At 36.8% G+C, this 18,226-nt stretch carries 11 protein-coding genes and 1 pseudogene; 7 read left to right on the top strand and 5 right to left on the bottom strand.

Annotated features, from left to right (window positions below; genetic code table 11):
• The 5 genes from PQO00_RS19940 to PQO00_RS19960 all read right to left on the bottom strand — a co-directional run.
• Positions 1–430: transposase (locus PQO00_RS19940; RefSeq protein WP_274186615.1), on the bottom strand; the 430-nt coding region annotated here is incomplete at its 3' end.
• 333 nt (positions 431–763) lie between these two features.
• A complete protein-coding gene (locus PQO00_RS19945; RefSeq protein WP_274186616.1) occupies positions 764–1,369 on the bottom strand; it encodes a hypothetical protein in 606 nt (201 codons plus the stop codon).
• Positions 1,369–2,826: an RNA polymerase factor sigma-54 gene (gene rpoN / locus PQO00_RS19950; protein WP_274186617.1), complete on the bottom strand. Its 1,458-nt coding sequence runs from the start codon at positions 2,824–2,826 to the stop codon at positions 1,369–1,371. Before rpoN ends, PQO00_RS19945 begins: the two co-directional genes overlap by 1 nt.
• A 66-nt stretch (positions 2,827–2,892) precedes the next feature.
• A complete protein-coding gene (gene asnS, locus PQO00_RS19955) occupies positions 2,893–4,326 on the bottom strand; it encodes an asparagine--tRNA ligase (protein ID WP_274186618.1) in 1,434 nt (477 codons plus the stop codon).
• A 184-nt stretch (positions 4,327–4,510) separates the two neighbouring features.
• Positions 4,511–6,898: an RND family transporter gene (locus tag PQO00_RS19960; RefSeq protein WP_274186619.1), complete on the bottom strand. Its 2,388-nt coding sequence runs from the start codon at positions 6,896–6,898 to the stop codon at positions 4,511–4,513.
• A 383-nt stretch (positions 6,899–7,281) separates the two neighbouring features.
• On the opposite strand from PQO00_RS19960, the gene PQO00_RS19965 reads away from it, so the two are divergent.
• From PQO00_RS19965 to PQO00_RS19990, 7 genes and pseudogenes are all read left to right on the top strand, one after another.
• Complete coding sequence (locus PQO00_RS19965) at positions 7,282–10,581, top strand: RHS repeat protein (RefSeq protein WP_274186620.1); 3,300 nt, start codon at positions 7,282–7,284, stop codon at positions 10,579–10,581.
• Between the two features lie 13 nt (positions 10,582–10,594).
• Complete coding sequence (locus PQO00_RS19970; protein WP_274186621.1) at positions 10,595–11,008, top strand: hypothetical protein; 414 nt, start codon at positions 10,595–10,597, stop codon at positions 11,006–11,008.
• Positions 11,009–11,158: 150 nt separating this feature from the next.
• Positions 11,159–11,455, top strand: a pseudogene (locus tag PQO00_RS20470) (DUF6443 domain-containing protein); the annotation flags it as partial.
• Positions 11,456–11,965: 510 nt separating this feature from the next.
• The gene (locus tag PQO00_RS19975) at positions 11,966–15,454 is read left to right on the top strand and encodes an RHS repeat-associated core domain-containing protein (protein ID WP_274186622.1); all 3,489 of its coding nucleotides are present in this window, start codon (positions 11,966–11,968) and stop codon (positions 15,452–15,454) included.
• A gap of 6 nt (positions 15,455–15,460) precedes the next feature.
• A complete protein-coding gene (locus PQO00_RS19980) occupies positions 15,461–16,387 on the top strand; it encodes a hypothetical protein (RefSeq protein ID WP_274186623.1) in 927 nt (308 codons plus the stop codon).
• Positions 16,388–16,795: 408 nt separating this feature from the next.
• Positions 16,796–17,686, top strand: coding sequence for an RHS repeat-associated core domain-containing protein (locus PQO00_RS19985; RefSeq protein WP_274186624.1), 891 nt, complete (start codon positions 16,796–16,798; stop codon positions 17,684–17,686).
• A gap of 3 nt (positions 17,687–17,689) precedes the next feature.
• On the top strand, positions 17,690–18,016 hold the full coding sequence (locus PQO00_RS19990) for a hypothetical protein (RefSeq protein WP_274186625.1): 327 nt from the start codon (positions 17,690–17,692) through the stop codon (positions 18,014–18,016).
• Positions 18,017–18,226: the final 210 nt, after the last annotated feature.

The following is an 18,226-nucleotide window of genomic DNA, read 5'->3' on the forward strand; positions in this document are numbered from 1 at the left end:
TTTTTACCCCTAAGGCCCTGCAGGTTTTTCTTAACTGGCCATAGAGCCAGTTTACGGCTTCCCAAAGTAGCTTCTGATTTGTTGGATAACGTACCTCGCTTTCGTAACAGGTGGCATCTACCGTGACTTGGTTGGGGCTACTGATGTAATCCTTCCAGTGCTTGTAAAATAAAGCCTCTGTTGCTTCGATGTTCAAACCAGATGCTAGTTCGCAGCGTATCTGGCTTACAATCTTAAAGTTGGTAATGCGTTTGTAGCCCAAAGAAATATCACAGAAAAACTGATAATCTAAATTGCCATTGAGTTGGTCTATGAGTTTTTCATCTGAACAGCAGGCGTAGTGCTTTAAGAACATCAGGGCCAAACGGCCACGCGGACTAAACAACATGTTGTTACCTGATTTTTGTTCTTTAATCTCAAATTGTGTCACTAAATCATCCCAAGGAATGGCTTGATAGATTTTTCCAAGATGACTCTCTAGAAAACGAGCGTAAAATAGGTCATAATCTTCCGAGAGGGGAAAAAAGTGAAAGACGACCTTGTAAGTCAGAAATTCTTTGTATTTTCATAATAATCGAAACTAAAACCCCGTTTTTGTGCCTTTTTGGCCTTTTTTGGGGTTTATTTATACCTCAATATACTACAAAACCTTCGGTTTTACAAGGCTTTCGTGTTTTCTGAATGTGCCATGGAAATGACGAGTAAAGAGAAAAAACGAATTAATGAATGAGTTTGAATTGCGTATTTTAATTCATAATTGGTATTATAACCAATAATTCACTAGAATCAACTGCGGAATCACCCCAATAAACAAGCCCATTATAAGTTCTTTATGAGTATGTGCTTTTAAATGTAATCTGGAGGTAGCGACTGCACCTATTATTATTGCCATTAAAGCTAATGTACCATTAATATTTATGCTAAAATGTATGCTTAAGATCACTAAAAACATGAACAGTCCAGAAACAGCGATCATATGTATGCTCGCTTTAAATTTAAAAAGAGCAAGAATTAGACATGTCATATTAGAGATTAGCATACCAACAAAGAAAAAATAAAGTTCTATAATTTGAGAAGGGGTTAAAATACGCTGTAACACTATTATAATTACAAAACAGTTTAGTAGTAAAGGCATAATACGTTCGTTTGTAGTTTCCAGGTATACTGATTTTACCTTACCCAAGGTCTTTAATAAAAAATAAAGGAGAATGGGTAAAATAATGGTTAGTATAAAAAGAGATACCAACTTGGCTTTTATTATTTCTTCTGGGACGAATCGAGGTGATTTATAAAAATAGAAAATAACACCAAGTATTGGCATGAACAATGGATGAAAAATGTATGAGATACTTTTTAATATTTTATCCATTATATCTTTTTACGTAATCGGGCAACTGGAATATCTAGTTGTTCTCTGTATTTTGCGACTGTACGACGCGCTATAGGGTAGCCTTTTTCTTTTAGAATAGTTGCTAAGGTTTCATCGGTTAAAGGCTTCTTCTTATTTTCTTCTTCTATGACCGTTTCTAGGATTTTTTTAATTTCTCTTGTAGAAACATCCTCTCCTTGGTCATTTTTCATAGATTCAGAGAAGAACTCCTTAATCAATTTTGTTCCGTAAGGCGTATCAACATATTTACTATTTGCAACTCTTGACACTGTTGAAACATCCATGGAGATTTCATCGGCAATGTCTTTAAGGATCATAGGCCTTAAATTACGCTCATCACCTGTTAAAAAATAGTCTTTTTGGTAATGCATGATAGCACTCATGGTTACAAATAAAGTTTGCTGACGTTGTTTTATAGCCTCAATAAACCATTTTGCAGCATCTAATTTTTGCTTGATAAAAATAACAGCATCTTTTTGCGACTTAGACTTGTCTTTGGTGTCTTTATAGCCTTTAAGCATGTTGTTGTACTCTCTTGATACATGAAGTTCTGGAGCATTTCTTCCATTAAGCGTGAGCTCTAACTCGCCGTCTATAATTTTAATAGCGAAATCTGGAACGACATGTTCAACAATTCTATTATTTCCGGCATAAGAACCTCCCGGTTTTGGGTTTAAATGTTCAATTTCTGAAATAGCCTCTTTTAATTGTGTCTCGGAGATATCAAATTTTTGAATTAATTTCTTATAATGTTTTTTTGTAAACTTGTCGAAAGCATTGTCAATAATATCAATTGCCAATTCACATGATTGTGTTTTTTCTTTTCTGTGCAGTTGGATACTTAAACACTCTTGTAAGCTTCTAGCTCCAACCCCGGCAGGATCTAATTGATGTACGATCTTTAGAACACTTTCAATTTTTTCTTCTGTAGTATAAACGTTTTGAGTAAAGGCCAAATCGTCCATAATATCGCTTATTTCCCTTCTTATGTACCCGCTTTCATCAACACTTCCTACTAAAAACTCTGCAATTTCATGTTCTTCATCATTAAGTCGGTAGGTGTTCAATTGATTTATTAAATGTTGCGTAAAGGAGGTTCCAGCGGCATAGGGAATCGTTTTTTCATCATCATCACTGCTGTAATTATTTGCTTGTGTACGATAATCTGGAATTTCATCATCACTTAAATATTCATCAACATTAATATCATCAGCATTTATAGTTTCATTATCATTAAAATCGTCAGTATTTTCGAACTCAGAATCGTATTCGTTTTCATTATTTTCCTTACCACCTTCAAGAGCTGGGTTTTCTTCCAATTCCTGCTTTAAACGTTGTTCAAAAGCTTGCGTGGGCAACTGTATCAATTTCATTAATTGAATTTGCTGCGGCGATAGCTTTTGAGATAATTTAAATTGTAAATACTGCTTAAGCATATTGATTTGGTTTAAGATAAAAGTAAAAAAAACTTTTATCTATAAATAGTTAGAGAACGATTGTTTTTAAAATTCTGCATTTTGAGGTGTTCTTGGAAAAGGAATCACATCTCTAATATTATTCATTCCAGTTGCAAACATAACCAAACGTTCAAAACCTAGACCAAATCCAGAATGGACTGCTGTACCAAATTTTCGTAAATCTAGATACCACCAAAGGTCTTCTTCTGGAATATTTATGGCAGCCATTTTTTGTTTTAGTACATCTAACCGTTCTTCACGTTGTGCCCCGCCAACTATTTCACCTATGCCAGGGAATAATATATCCATAGCACGAACCGTTTTCCCGTCTTCATTTAAACGCATGTAAAAGGCTTTAATATTTGCTGGATAATCGAATAAGATGACTGGGCACTTAAAGTGTTTTTCTACAAGAAAACGTTCATGTTCACTTTGCAAATCTGTCCCCCATTCATTAATTAGATACTTAAATTTCTTTTTCTTATTGGGTTTGCAGTTACGTAAAATATCAATAGCCTCTGTGTAGCTAACACGCTTAAAATGGTTTTCTGTTATAAAATTCAACTTTTCTATTAAAGTCATGTCATTTCTTTCAGCTTGAGGTTTTGTTTTGTCCTCATCTTGTAAACGCTTGTCCAGAAATTCTAAATCCTCACGATTATTATCTAAAATATATTTTATAACAGACTTCATAAAGTCTTCGGCCAAATCCATATTCCCGGCCAAATCCATAAAAGCAACTTCAGGTTCGATCATCCAGAATTCAGCCAAATGACGTGATGTATTCGAATTTTCGGCTCTAAAAGTAGGTCCAAATGTATATACTTTGCCTAAAGACATCGCATAGGTCTCAGCTTCAAGTTGACCAGAAACCGTTAAATTGGTTTCTTTTCCAAAGAAGTCTTTTGAGTAATCTATATGGCCTTCATCATTTAAAGGTGGGTTTTTAGCATCTAGATTGGAAACCTTGAACATTTCTCCCGCTCCTTCAGCATCACTTCCTGTTATAATAGGCGTGTGCATGTAGTAAAAGCCGTGTTCGTTAAAATATTTATGGATGGCAAACGATAATGCCGAGCGTAAGCGCATCACGGCACTAAATGTGTTTGTGCGCGTACGCAGATGTGCATGTTCCCTTAAAAACTCAAACGAATGTTTTTTTGGTTGAATGGGGTAGCTATCAGGATCAGAATCTCCTAAAACCTTTAATTCTTTTACTTGAATCTCGACTTTTTGTCCTTTTCCTTGGCTTTCAACTAATTCGCCTATAATATGTATAGCTGCTCCAGTTGTAACTCGCCTTAAAAGCGCTTCATCGAAATTTTCAAAATCAACAACACATTGAATATTATTTAGAGTAGAACCATCGTTTAAGGCAATAAAACGATTTGCTCTAAAGGTTCTAACCCAGCCTTTAATTTCCACTTCTGGGAAAATGATATTCTGGGATAATAATTCTGAAACAGTTCGTAATTTCATAGGTGTTAAAATTTAAAATGTAAAGATAAAAAAGTCGAGCATCAAATACTTAAAAAACAAGATCCGTTTTGCCTTAGAATTTATTAGCCATGCTTATTGCGTGGCAGGCCAATCCCGCTTCATGTAGTGACCTTGCCTGTGGGAACAACTTCGGTATCTAGCGGATCCCAAGCTTTAATTCCTTTTATTCATCTTCGTCTTCTTCAGGGATAATGTTAATAGCTGGTTCCCTTAGAACTTCTTTATTTGCGATACTACGTTCTAGCGATAGTAATAGAGAAGGTAATAAAAGGAGGTTTGATAGCATGGCAAATAGCAAGGTGGCAGAGACTAAGGCTCCTAACGCTACAGTACCACCAAAACTTGAAATAGTAAATACCGAAAATCCAAAGAATAATACGATAGAAGTGTAAAACATACTCACGCCGGTTTCACGTAAAGCGCCATAAACAGAAGTTTTGATTTTCCAATGGTTCGCTTGAAGTTCTTGACGGTATTTTGCTAAAAAGTGAATAGTATCGTCTACAGAAATACCAAAAGCGATACTAAATACCAATATGGTTGAAGGTTTTATGGGAACTCCTAAATAGCCCATTAAACCCGCAGTTATTAGCAATGGTAGTAAGTTTGGTATTAAGGATACAATAATCATTCTTCCCGACCTAAACATATAGGCCATAAATAAGGATATTAAAAAGATGGCAAGCGATAATGATATGGCTAAATTTTTAACAAGGTATTTGGTGCCTTTTTGAAAGACCAAGGCTTTACCCGTCATGGTAACATCGTATTTTTCCTTTGGAAAAACTTTATTTATTTTGGTATTAAGGTTTTCTTCGATACGTTCCATTTTATCGGTTCCTACATCTTTCATAAATGTTGTAATGCGGGCATATTGACCCGTGCTATCAACAAAGTTCTTAAGCAAGTCTACATTTGAAGACGAGTTTTTAGCATACGATAGGATGAAACTATTTTCTTGGGATGTTGGTAATTGATAGAATTTAGTGTTGCCATTATAATAAGCCTGTTTAGAATACTTAACCAAGCCTACTACAGAGATTGGTTTGGACAATTCTGGGGTTTCAATAATTAAATCCTCTAATTGATCCATACGTTTCAAAGTAGAAAGTTTCATAACACCTTTTTTATGCTTGGTGTCAATCATAATTTCTAAAGGCATGATACCGTTAAACTCTTCTTCAAAAAAGCGGATGTCTTTAAAAAACTCTGTTTTTTTAGGCATGTCCTCAATGAGACTGCCAGATATTTTTATTTGGTTAATACCGATCATGCTTATAATAAGCAATACGACAGAAGTTGCATAAATAGTAATCCGTTTTTGTCTTACCATGTGCTCCATCCAATTTACAAAACCACCAATCCAACGCTTGTTCAAGTGTTCTAAATGTCTTTCTTTCGGGTAAGGTAAAAAGGTATATATGATAGGAATAATAAGTAAACATAAAATAAAAATGGCCAAGATGCTTAATGATGCTACAATACCAAATTCTTTTAATAGTTTACTCTCTGTTAAGATAAAGGTTGCAAACCCAGAAGCAGTGGTAACATTGGTCATTAAAGTGGCATTGCCAATTTTGGTGATAACCCGTTGCAATGATTTTACTTTATTGCCATGTAATTTAACCTCATGCTGGTATTTATTAATTAAAAAAATACAATTAGGGATTCCAATAACAATAATTAGCGGCGGGATAAGGGCTGTTAAAACGGTTATTTCGTAGTTTAACAAGCCAAGAATCCCCAAGGTCCACATAACCCCAATACATACTACAATGAGGGAAATTATAGTGGCTCTAAACGATCTAAAAAAGAAAAAGAAGATAAGCGATGTTACTAATAGCGCGGCTGCTATAAACAGACTAATTTCATCGACAATGTTTTGGGAATTTAAAGTCCTAATATAGGGCATCCCCGATATTCTAACATCTAAATTATTCGATTCCTGAAAGGCATCTATATTTGGTATTAATGTATTAACTACAAAATCTTTTCTGGCTGAGGTATTTACAATATCCTTTTTTAAATAAATAGCCGTTCGAATAGTTTTTGTTTTATTATTAAATAAGAAATTATCGTAAAAAGGATATTTTTTAAAGAGTTCTTCTTGGAGCTTTTCAACTTGTGCCATAGAAGAAATGGAATCTTTTATAAAAGGTTCTAAATTAAATTTTTCATTTTTAGTGTCTTTTATAAGCTTTTGAAGGTCTTTAATAGAAACAACTGTTTCAACTTCCTTATATTTTTTTAAACTTTCAGAAAGCTTATTCCAGGCGTTTAACTTTTCAACTGTAAACAGGGTGCTATCCTTTACACCAAGCACAATAAGGTTGCCTTCTTCTCCAAAGATTTTTAAAAAATTATTGTAAGTTACATTTACGGCATGCTCATCTGGCAACAAATTAGCCTCGGTATAAGTGAAACGCATGTTTTCCCACTTTGTACCGAAGAATATCGTGACTATTATGATACCAATAAGTATGATAATTTTATTGCGTAGAATCAGTCTTGCAATAATGTCCCAAAAATCTGTGCTGAATAATTTAAACATGTCTTATATAAAAACGAAGCGCAAAGGTAGAAAAAAGGAGTGTAATACCTTATAAAGAGACGTTAAATGTAAACTTAAAAGCGACATTATCACTAATTTCTGGCAAGTGATAGGCACCGTAGCGGTATGTGAATATTAAACGGAACATTTTTGAGAGGTTTTGCTAAAGTACAGATTGCTATTTGTGATATTCTTTCTACAGATACTTTAAAAAAATAAGCTACAATAAACTTTAAGAAGATTTTTAGATAAGACGATTTATGTTGGAAGTCTATTTTTTAATTTATAAATGAAAAAAATAAAAAACCTTACTTTTTATCTGTAAGACATTCTTACTTTTGGAAAGTTTTTTAATACAAACTTTTATTAAGCCTTCATACCAAATGAAAACATTTTTGTCGTTTTTAGTTTTAGCCTTATTTTCCATTAGTAGCGTTTTAAGCCAAGAAAAGCCTCCCGAAATATTCCCGCCAGCTCCCACGGCCAGCGAGTTAGGGAAGTTTGGGAGCTATCCCGTTGATCTGGCATCTGGGTTGCCCCGAATAGAAATCCCGCTTTATACGGTTACCTCAGGAGATATCAAAATACCTATTACATTAAAATATCATGCTTCGGGCATAAAAGTAAACCAAATGCCATCTTGGGTCGGATTGGGCTGGGCGCTAGATACAGGAGGTATTATTAGTTTAGAAACACGTGATTCTCCTGATGAACTTGAACCTAATCCATATACTATTCCAAACTGGAATTATTTACAAAACATTATAAGCACAGATCCATATAATTTTGACCACCCAGATATACAAAATGTAATTAAAAATTCATGGGTAAAAGATGCTTATCACATTAGTCTGCCAACAGTAAGTGGCACATTTTTCTTAGATTCAAATAACGATGGTGAAGTAACCACAAAATTCCCGCCAGATGAATTCAAGATATATAAAAGTAATCCAATTAGTTATTTATATAAAGTTATTGATAAACAAGGTGTTCAATATGAATTTAATGATTACGAAGAAAGCCGATTAAATAAAACATCGTCCCAACCAGGAGATGACTTGCATCTTTACAATACAAAATATAAATCGGCTTGGTTGCTTTCTAAAATTAAAAACACAAAAGGAGATAGTATAGAATATTTTTATGGAAATAAATATACGACCGTTAATGAAGGACAAAGTCATTCTAAAAGTTATTCATACTCCACAGGTAGAAACAACGGTTTATATGAATATATCGCTAACATACAGCCTTGGAAAATATCTCAATCTAGCTCTTCTACTTTTGCTAATAAGTTACAAGAGATTAAATTCCCTAATGGTCGAGCTCGTTTTATAATGGCAACGAACCCTCAATTTGATGGTGTTGATGGAGCCTCAGGAACATTTTTGGATAGAATAATAATAGAAACAGGGGATGCAATAGCTGGTTATACTGTATTAAAAACATTTCGATTTTATTATTCCATAACCGGAGATCCAAACTTTTACACAAGCTCGAATAGTAATAAATACAGATTCAAATTAGACAAAGTAACAGAAGTTAATCCATTATTAGAAGTAAAAGAAATTGCTTCATTTGAATATTCTAATGTTCAGTTACCAAAATCTGAATCTTATAGTATAGATTATTTTGGGCTATATAATGGGAAAAATAACGCCAATTTAATACCTGAACGTTATATAGCATATAAACCTACTGCTTATGGAGGTGAACGTACTGAAAGAATTGGGCAAGCGGACAGGTCTATTAATACTATGACGATGCAAGCAGGAATGCTTACAAAAATAAAATACCCTACTAAAGGGTATACCCAATTTGAATTTGAATCCAATGCTTTTTATGGTAAAAATTTGTTTTTAAAGGATGAATATATAACTCAAACATCTTATATAGATGGAAGGGGTGATGGTTCTCAACTTCCTGGTTTATGTGCCGAAGAGCTTCCAGAAGAGTGTGACGTTCAAACAAAAACAATTAATTTTAACACAGATACAAGTACGACCTTATCAATAAGAAGTAATTTTACATGTGACTTTTGTAATAATATAAATTCCAAATATTCCTTTGCAAAATATCAAGTCAAAAATAATAATAGTACTATTTATTCATATAATTTTTATGGAGATATTGGTGAAATAGAAAAATTGATAGCTGTAAGTCCAGGAACTGTATCGATTATATTTGAAGTTTATGGAGATCGTGTCCATGCTGGTATAGAGACTTCTTATTGGAATAGGCTAGGAAACCTTCCCGATGAGAATGTCCAAGGTTTTGGTTTACGGGTAAAATCTATTACAAATTATGATGCTAATGACGAGTTTATAAGTCAAAAAGCATATCAATACACAATACCTAACACAGCTAATTCAAGCGGTAAATTAATTAATAGTGATCCTAAATATGATCGCCTCTCAGAGTATACAAATTTTAATTTTTCTTCATGTAATCCACACCCTAATTACAGCGAAACAAATACCTATACGTACTCTTCATCTTCTAGAACAGGTTTTGAAAACAATAGTATAACATATGAGTATGTTACCGAATTGGAAAAAGATTCTTTAGGTAATACTAATGGAAAAACAGTGTATAAATATACTACTTTTCCTAATGAAGTAGCTGATGCAGCTAATGGTTCAATTTGGGTGAATTTGGGGCATAAAAGAGGACAATTGTTGAAAAAAGAGACCTATAACGAACAAGGCAAGATTTTAATCAAAGAAGAAAATGAATTTTCTGAAAATACAGCGATCAATAGTATAAGAAATGATTTTAAGGTTTATGATCATGGATATTCTGATTTTCCCGCGCATTCTGATGATTTATGTCTAACAAGGTCTGAAATTGGAATGACATTAAGTAATACAAAGTCATATTTTAATACAGCATTACAGATTTTTTGGTACAAGAAAGACAAAACGGATGTAACACAATATTTCTATGATGCTACTGGTACACTGGTCAATCAAGTCCTAACAACAACAGACTTTACGTATAACGACTCGAACCAAGAAATTCAAAAAACAGTGACTACAGATTCGGAAAACGATGTATTGGAAACCAGTTACAAATATGCCCAGGATTTAAACGATACCCGATTGATTACAGACAATAGAATTTCAATGCCGTTAGAAATAAAAGTTTTGGAAGGCACAGAAATTATTAACCACAGCAAAACAACATATGCCGATTTTAACGGGACCTACCTAACTAGCGAAATATTTAACAAGAAAGGAGCGTTGGTTGATACTAACAATAGTGATGACCGTAAGTATGTTTTTGATAGTTATGAGCATGGAAAAATTACGCAATATCATATTGAAAATGGCGCCACAACAAGTATTATCTGGGGCTATAACCAGCAGTACCCCGTAGCCAAGATAGAGAATGCGACCTATGCAGCAGCTACGGCAACATTAACGGTATCAGAACTGACAGCCATTAAAGGTGGTACTTATAATCAAAGTACCATGATAACTACTTTGAATAAGATCAGGACTGGGCTGCCCGATGCTATGATCACTACCTATACCTACGATCCCCTGGTAGGTGTCACCAGTGTAACGGACCCCAAGGGCTATACCACCTATTATGAGTATGACGTCTTTAACAGACTGGAATTTGTAAAAGATGCCGATGGCAACCTATTGAGCGAGAACAAGTACAACTATAAGAACTAAATATTACGACAATATGAGAACCCTATACAAGACCCTGATGGGCATTGCCCTGCTATTGAGTGGTCTACAAATACAAGCACAGGCCATCGAGATGGATTTTTCACTCACCAGTGACAGTTTCAGCTTATTGGGCAGCACCATCCCTGCCCAGTCCAAAATTAACAAAACAGGAGGTGCGCTAACGTTGGAACAGATTATAGGCGGCCAAAAGACAACGACCAGCTTTGCCGTAGAGGACATTACCGGGCAGTGGGACGAAAACACCGGGCTTGGGGAAGTTGTCTGTACGATGACGCTCCAGGGCCATACCTCCATCTTCAGGCTAACGGGAACCGACCAGGGCATGACCGTCAAGCTCACCTTTGGAGGCGTCGATATGGCAGAGGGGGATTACGTTTTTGACATCAACACAATAAACTACCAATAAGCGACCAGCACTATGAGACCATTACTATTAAGACTGGCCCTTGTCCTTGTGGCGTTAACGGCCGCAGGACAGACCCCAACGGAGAATTACATAAAGACCACGTCCTACCGTGTGGAGACTGCCACGGGCGCCGTGGTGAACGACGACAAGATGGAGACCGTTACCTATTACGACGGCCTGGGAAGGCCCGTGCAGCACGTGGACGTAAGGGCGGGCGGACTACACGAGGACATCGTCACTCACATAGGCTATGATGCTTACGGAAGGCAGGACAAGGATTATCTGCCCTATGCCACTGCCACGAACGGTGGCCTTTACAGGATTGATGCCCTAAATGCCACGGGGAGCTTTTACAATACCACAAAATATGAAAATACCCTAAATCCATACTCCGAGAAGCATTTCGAGGATTCGCCTTTAAACAGGGTACTGGAGCTGGGCGCTCCCGGAACCGATTGGATCGTAAACTCGACAATCGATACCGACCATACCATCAAGTTCGGGTACGGATCCAATACCGATGCCGACTTCGTGCGCCAGTTCGGCGTGTCCTTTATAGGGGGCAATACAGAAGCCCCTCAGCTACAGGACGACGGCCTCTATCAGGCCGGTATATTGTACAAAACGGTGACCAGAGACGAAAACTGGCAGCCCGGCCAGGCCTATCCAATGGACCATACCACCGAGGAATACAAGAACAAACAAGGCAGGGTTATTTTAAAACGAACTTTCGAATCGGGTGGCTGGCACGATACCTATTACGTGTACGACGATTATGGAAACTTGACTTATGTACTGCCCCCAATGGTCAGGACATACCAGTCGATCAAGCAGATATGGCACGATGACCCCTATCATAGACAGGATGTGGACTTTTACCAGGGCACTTACCAGAACACTCTGGCTTGGTTCAGGATTAGCGTGGACGACGGGCTGTTGAGCTTTACCATGTTCGCCATGACGGATACCACTGGGCTGATCTTAAAGAACGGTCTGGTGCAGACAATGGACATGCCCACGGAGTTGCCCGACCTGTCCCTGGGCAACATCACGATCACCAATACTTCCGGGCAATCGGTGGTAGGAGCCACGGCAAGGATAGAAAACGGCGACCTGTACTTTACGTCCACAGGGGAACAGTTACAGGGCACGGGCTTCGTTTATACCTACAGTGTCGATATTAGTAACCTGCAGAATACGATAACACCGCCCGGGATCGGCCCAGCAAATTTTGACGGGTTTGCCTACCAGTACAAGTACGATGACAGGAACCGCCTTACAGAGAAGAAAATACCGGGCAAGGACTGGGAATATATCGTCTATGACAATCTGGACCGGCCGGTCATGACCCAGGACGCCAACCAACGAGCCAAATCCCCAAAGGAGTGGAGCTTTACCAAGTACGATGCCCTAGGCCGGCCGGCCTATACGGGGCTGTACCGTTCGGATCTCCCAATATCCATTATAAGGAACATATTCAAAAATAATACCGCCCCGCAAAACTATGAGACCAAGGTAGCATTGGGCAGCGGGTACGACGGGACGTACTATACCAATGACAATTTCCCGACTTCGTCAATAGAGGTACTGACCGTCAATTATTACGACGATTATACCTTCGATATGGCAACCCTGAGCTTGCCCGCCTCTTACGAAGGGCAGGACATCATAAACTACAACAACGCCAGCGGTACCAAAAAAGGTACCAAGGGCCTGGCCACGGGCAGTAAGGTAAAAGTACTGGAAACAACAGATTGGATAACCAATGTAACAGGGTACGATAAAAAAGGGCGCCCCATATACGTTGCCAGCAACAATGCTTACCTGGGAACCATCGATATAGCAAGGAGCAGGCTGGACTTTACGGGCAATGTGGAAAAAACAGAAACGGCCCATACCAAGGACGGGACTACCATTAGTACCGAAGACCTTTTTACCTACGACCATATGAACCGTTTGATAACACAGAAACAGAACATCAACGGTCAGGGCCAGGAACTTATCGCCAAGAACAGGTACGACGAGCTGGGGCAGCTCATAGGAAAAGAAGTGGGGAATACCGAAGCAAGCCCTTTGCAGGATGTGGACTATAGTTATACCGTTAGGGGCTGGCTAAAAACGATCAACAACCCTTACAGCCTTTCAGAGAACAACGACCTGTTCGCCTTTGGAATAAGCTATAACGAAACCGACCTGAAAAGCCAATATGCAAACTACGATACGCCGCTCTACAACGGTAATATCAGCCAGTTGCGCTGGAGGTCCGAAAATACCGATAGGAGTATAAGGCACTATACCCTTATCTATGATGCCCTCAACAGGATGGAGTCCTCTTATTCGGCCACCAATTATGCGATCGACCTAAAGTTCAGGGAGCATATCTACGGTTACGACAAGAACGGCAACATAGAAAGCCTTTACCGTACCATGCAGGATGACAGTGCCACGAATGGCTATTCCTATATCGATAACCTAGAGTACGATTATACAGGGAACCAGCTCTTGAGCGTGACCGACTCTTACGGTTTGTCCGGAATGGGAGCAGAAGGTTTTATGGACAGCAATATTGTTGGCGACGATTACCGCTACGACGCCAACGGGAACATGCTGGTGGACCTGAACAAGGGGATAGGGACCGTCATGGCCGACGGGATAACCTATAACCATTTGAACCTGCCCACATATATTGAAATTAATGACGGAAACGATAACGTGGGAAATATTACCTATATTTACGATGCGCTAGGGAACAAGCAAACAAAAGGAGTAATGCATATAGGAACATACAACTCATTAACTACCACATATTATGCCGGTAACTATGTTTACCAAGGCAATTTTATGTCGGGAGGCTGTTCGGGGTGTCCACCGCCACCGCCACCCACCCCTATTTGGTTAAAGTTCATCAATCAGCCAGAAGGCTATATAGAGCCAAAGAATGAACTCGATCTATCTCAGGGTTTTGATTATGTCTACCGGTACAGGGACCATTTGGGGAACATTCGATTAAGTTACAAGGATAGTAATGAAGACGGGAGTATAACCGGAGGTTCAACCCAAATATTTTTTGATGATTTTGAAACAGCCAGTGGATGGGATGGAACCGGAGCTAGTTGGGGGCACCCTATATCGTCATTTGATAGCAACTTTAAGCTTCAAGGGAATTATGCAGGTAGGATAGATAGAACAGGATCAAGTAGTGTTGCAGTACATAGCCTAACTTGGGTGCCAATAAACAATAGTTCGGATACCGAGTATATTTATTCGGGATGGGCATATAGCAACGGGCCAACCATAAGATTAGGTCTGGCTATGAAGGAAGCGGGAGAAACGGGGTATTTAACGTTGTTTGATGATATATATGTAGGGACTAAAAACACTTGGGTATATGTAGAAAAGCGGGTTATAGTGCCAGCCAATATGGTTTTGATAAATTTACGTATTGAAGCTAACAGCAGCAATGTTAACGGTACGGTATGGTGGGACAATGTAAGCATTCGTAAGGTCAATGACCTATTAGCTGTTGAGATCTTGGAGGAGAACAACTACTACCCCTTTGGGCTGAAACACAAGGGGTACAATACGAATGTAACTTCTACTAATTTAGCGTTAAAGTATAAGTTTGGTGGGAAAGAGTACCAAGATGAACTTGGTTTAGATTGGTATGATGTATCTGCTAGGAATTATGACCCTGCACTTGGTAGATGGATGAACCTAGACCCGTTGGCTGAAAAGATGAGAAGGCACTCTCCATATAATTATGCTTTTGATAATCCGATTTACTTTATTGATTATGATGGAATGATGCCTACTGGTCCTGGAGATCCGCCTAAGAAAAAACTTCAAAATGCTATTATAGCTATAGGCGAAGCAGTTACGGATGGACTTGAGACTATTGGGAGTTGGTTTACTAGTGATAACTCTAGTCCTTCAAACAGAACAAGTGAACGTTTAGATGTAGAAGGAGAAGGGATTAGAATTTGGGGTAATAACAAAACTAATGAAGGTTCTACTGCTGATAATGGGGATAGCAAAGGTAGTTTAGAAACTAAGGACATTCCTTCTGCTCCTGGTGGACATAAGGGAACAGGAAAAACCCCTGTAACAGCTTTAAAAGGAGGTTTGAAAGATACTCAAAAAGTTGAATCTTTTTTTGAAAGGGGAAATGATATAGTTGACAGTAATAAAAGTGAAAATAGCGTAGAAAAGTGGGATGGCTCATTTGCAACGAGTACATCTAAAAGTAATGAAAGAGGAGATAATCCCATTATAGTAACTAAATATTTTTCAATTTCAGGTACCGATACTAATTTTACTACTCAAACAGAAAGCTATAGAACTTTAGATGCAAAAGCTGATTCTACATTAACAGTAAATAATAGTTGGCCTACTCCAAGAAGAGAAGATAGTTCTATTGTAGTAGATTCAGTTACGATACAATATTAATATATTATGAAAAATAGATTAAAAACATTATTAATATTACCAATACTAATGTTGATTTATTCATGTAATAAATTAAAAACAGAATATCATGATAATGGTCAAAAATGGAAAGAATATCATAGGGAAAATAATCAATATAATGGTGTTTTTAAAGAGTACTTTACAAATGGTAAATTAAAGTTAGTTCATAATTACAAGGACAATATAAAAATTGATTCTTCTATATATTATTACAAGATTCCTGTAGAAAAAATTATGTTCATTAATTATTGGAATAATTCCAGTGATACAGTATTACAGATAGGATATGATATAAATGGTTTGAAAACAAATGAAGGTTTTTTGTTAAAGAAAAATGAGAATGATTTAATAGCTGTAGATAAGTGGAAATATTTTGATAAAAATGGTAAATTAAAATCAATTAGTGAATATAAAAACATTGATGGAAAAGGTTATTTAAATCAAGAATGGTATTTTAATAATAAAGGAGATACTTTATTTTACCCATCACATTACTTTGATATATTACGGAATAGGGATACTTTTTCTTTTAACTATCCTTTTAGGGCTATAGCTACCACAAAAGCTCCGTTATTTAAAAATAAAAAATCTCAAATTTCTGTTATAGTAGCAAAAGAAGGCTTTAATTTCAATAGTGATTTTTCAAATGAAAAGGAAATTGAAGTGGACACTTTTCATAATTTAACAAAAGATATTAAAAACCAAAAGTGGTTTTTAAAGGAAAGCTATCCTTATACTGTAGCATTTGGAAGAAAATTTGAAACTAGTGGAAAAAAAATAGTTAGAGGTTATATTCTTGAATATTATGAACAGGAGCCCGATTCTAATGGAATATCAAAAGAAGAACATAAAAAGTATTTTGAAATTCCAATCTACATTAAAGATAGTTTAGACGGTAGTAGCTCAAATTAGTGGATAGCTGGATATTTTGATTTAACTAGCTAAAAATCAACAAAAAAAATACATTCAAGTTGTTAAAAATAGGTATCCCCGCTACCGCTAGTTTTAAAAACTAGTGGCGTACCGAGTAAGAAAAAAAACAAGCCACATTAGATAGTTGTAGCGTGGTTCTTGTTTATAACCCTGCTAGTCCTCGTATGCGCTAGCGCTTCGTCTTTGACGAGTGCCGTGTCGAGTAGGCAATAAATAAAAATAAGAAGCCATGCTTTAGCGATAAAGTGTGGTTTTAGTATACGTTCTTAAAAAGAAAAATTTTGTAGCTGCTCTTTGGAGTAATAGGCTGTAAAAGGTGACCGTAGTTAAAAAAAACGCATAAACTACTACCTCTTTGGGCTGAAACATAAGGGGTACAATAATGCGGTGAATAGCTCAAGCAAAGCTCTGGATTGGAAATACAATGGTGTGGAGTATGAAGAGGCTTTAGGATTAGATTTGTATGAGATGGACTTTAGGAACTATGACCCTGCAATTGCAAGATGGACTTCTATTGACCCAGTAATACATTATAATTTTTCTCCATATAATGGAATGGATAATAATCCTGTTGTTGGTTCTGACCCTAGTGGCGCTGATGTAATAGAGATAGAAGGAGGATACAAATTTACGGGTCAAGATGCTCAAGATCTGTTTAGGGCATTGCAAAATAGTAGTAGTAATAGTTCGAGTTCTGATAGTGATGAAAGTGATAACTCTGAAAATGAGACTTCAACTTCGGTTACGGAAAGTGGTAATGAAGGAAATAATAACACAACTACTAACGCAGTAAGTACTATAAGTTTATCTGCTCAAGACCCTTGTCCTAAATGTCCAGATAAAAAATTGAGGCAATCTGCAATCATGATGGCAAAACATGCAGGAGGTAATGCTCAGGACTATTATGATGCCATGGTAAACGATGATTTTGTTAGTGATAAAATAAATGATAACGTTACATGGTTATCAGCAATAGTCACATTGATTTATGCAGGCCCTCTTCTAAAATCTATTTTCACTGGTGGGGCGGCAAGAATTACTTTTGGTCAAGGAGCTAATCAGATTTTTCATACTTTTAGGCACATAGAACAAGCAGGTTTGAGTAGACAAGCAGTACAGAAAGCAGTTCAAGAAAGCGTCAAACAATCATCTAAACTAATAGTAAAAGGGAAGCCTTTTAATAAAATAATTACAGTGGGAGGGCAACAAATTCAATATACGGCATATAAATTACCTAGCGGTTTAATTAATGTAGGAAGGATTGTTATACCAAAATAGAATATGGAAGCAAAAAGAGATTTAAAAATAGAGGAATACCAGTTATTAGAAAACATGCTCAAGGAGTTAAAAGAGTATGATTTTAATCTTAATGAATTGAAAGTTGTTGATATGCTTGACGGAGGTATGGGAAGTCTTTATATAGTTAATGCTCTAAAAACACGGGAAGAAAGAAAGATGAATAAGGCGATTATAGAAAAACAATTTTACGATGTTGATGATGTGCCTATATCGGTTAGTATAAATATAGATACTGACGGAAATTTATTTGAATTAGATATTTGGAGAGTTGATTTTAATCCAATAATTAACTTCCCGAAATACCCATAATAAAGCAGTAAATAAAAATCAAACCCCGCTCCCCCCGCTACCGCTAGTTTTAAAAACTAGTGGCGTACCGAGTAAGAAAAAACGGATCAAGTCAAAAAGTTGTGGGATTTTAGAATTAAGCAAAAATATTAGTTAGTCTAAATAAGAAGAATTCTACATTTCTAACTCCTCTAAACTGTGCCCTAAAGGCTTTAATTTTGGCATTAAAGG

Origin of the sequence: Flavivirga sp. 57AJ16 (genome assembly GCF_028736925.1) — a bacterium.
In the GTDB taxonomy this organism is placed as follows: domain Bacteria; phylum Bacteroidota; class Bacteroidia; order Flavobacteriales; family Flavobacteriaceae; genus Flavivirga.

What these genes read in the sequence shown, in the direction of transcription:
- PQO00_RS19960 (WP_274186619.1), bottom strand. Translation starts at nt 6,898, where the DNA reads ATGTTTAAATTATTCAGCACAGATTTTTGGGACATTATTGCAAGACTG.
- PQO00_RS19980 (WP_274186623.1), top strand. Translation starts at nt 15,461, where the DNA reads ATGAAAAATAGATTAAAAACATTATTAATATTACCAATACTAATGTTG.
- PQO00_RS19990 (WP_274186625.1), top strand. Translation starts at nt 17,690, where the DNA reads ATGGAAGCAAAAAGAGATTTAAAAATAGAGGAATACCAGTTATTAGAA.
- PQO00_RS19965 (WP_274186620.1), top strand. Translation starts at nt 7,282, where the DNA reads ATGAAAACATTTTTGTCGTTTTTAGTTTTAGCCTTATTTTCCATTAGT.
- PQO00_RS19975 (WP_274186622.1), top strand. Translation starts at nt 11,966, where the DNA reads ATGACGGATACCACTGGGCTGATCTTAAAGAACGGTCTGGTGCAGACA.
- PQO00_RS19945 (WP_274186616.1), bottom strand. Translation starts at nt 1,369, where the DNA reads ATGGATAAAATATTAAAAAGTATCTCATACATTTTTCATCCATTGTTC.
- asnS (WP_274186618.1), bottom strand. Translation starts at nt 4,326, where the DNA reads ATGAAATTACGAACTGTTTCAGAATTATTATCCCAGAATATCATTTTC.
- rpoN (WP_274186617.1), bottom strand. Translation starts at nt 2,826, where the DNA reads ATGCTTAAGCAGTATTTACAATTTAAATTATCTCAAAAGCTATCGCCG.
- PQO00_RS19970 (WP_274186621.1), top strand. Translation starts at nt 10,595, where the DNA reads ATGAGAACCCTATACAAGACCCTGATGGGCATTGCCCTGCTATTGAGT.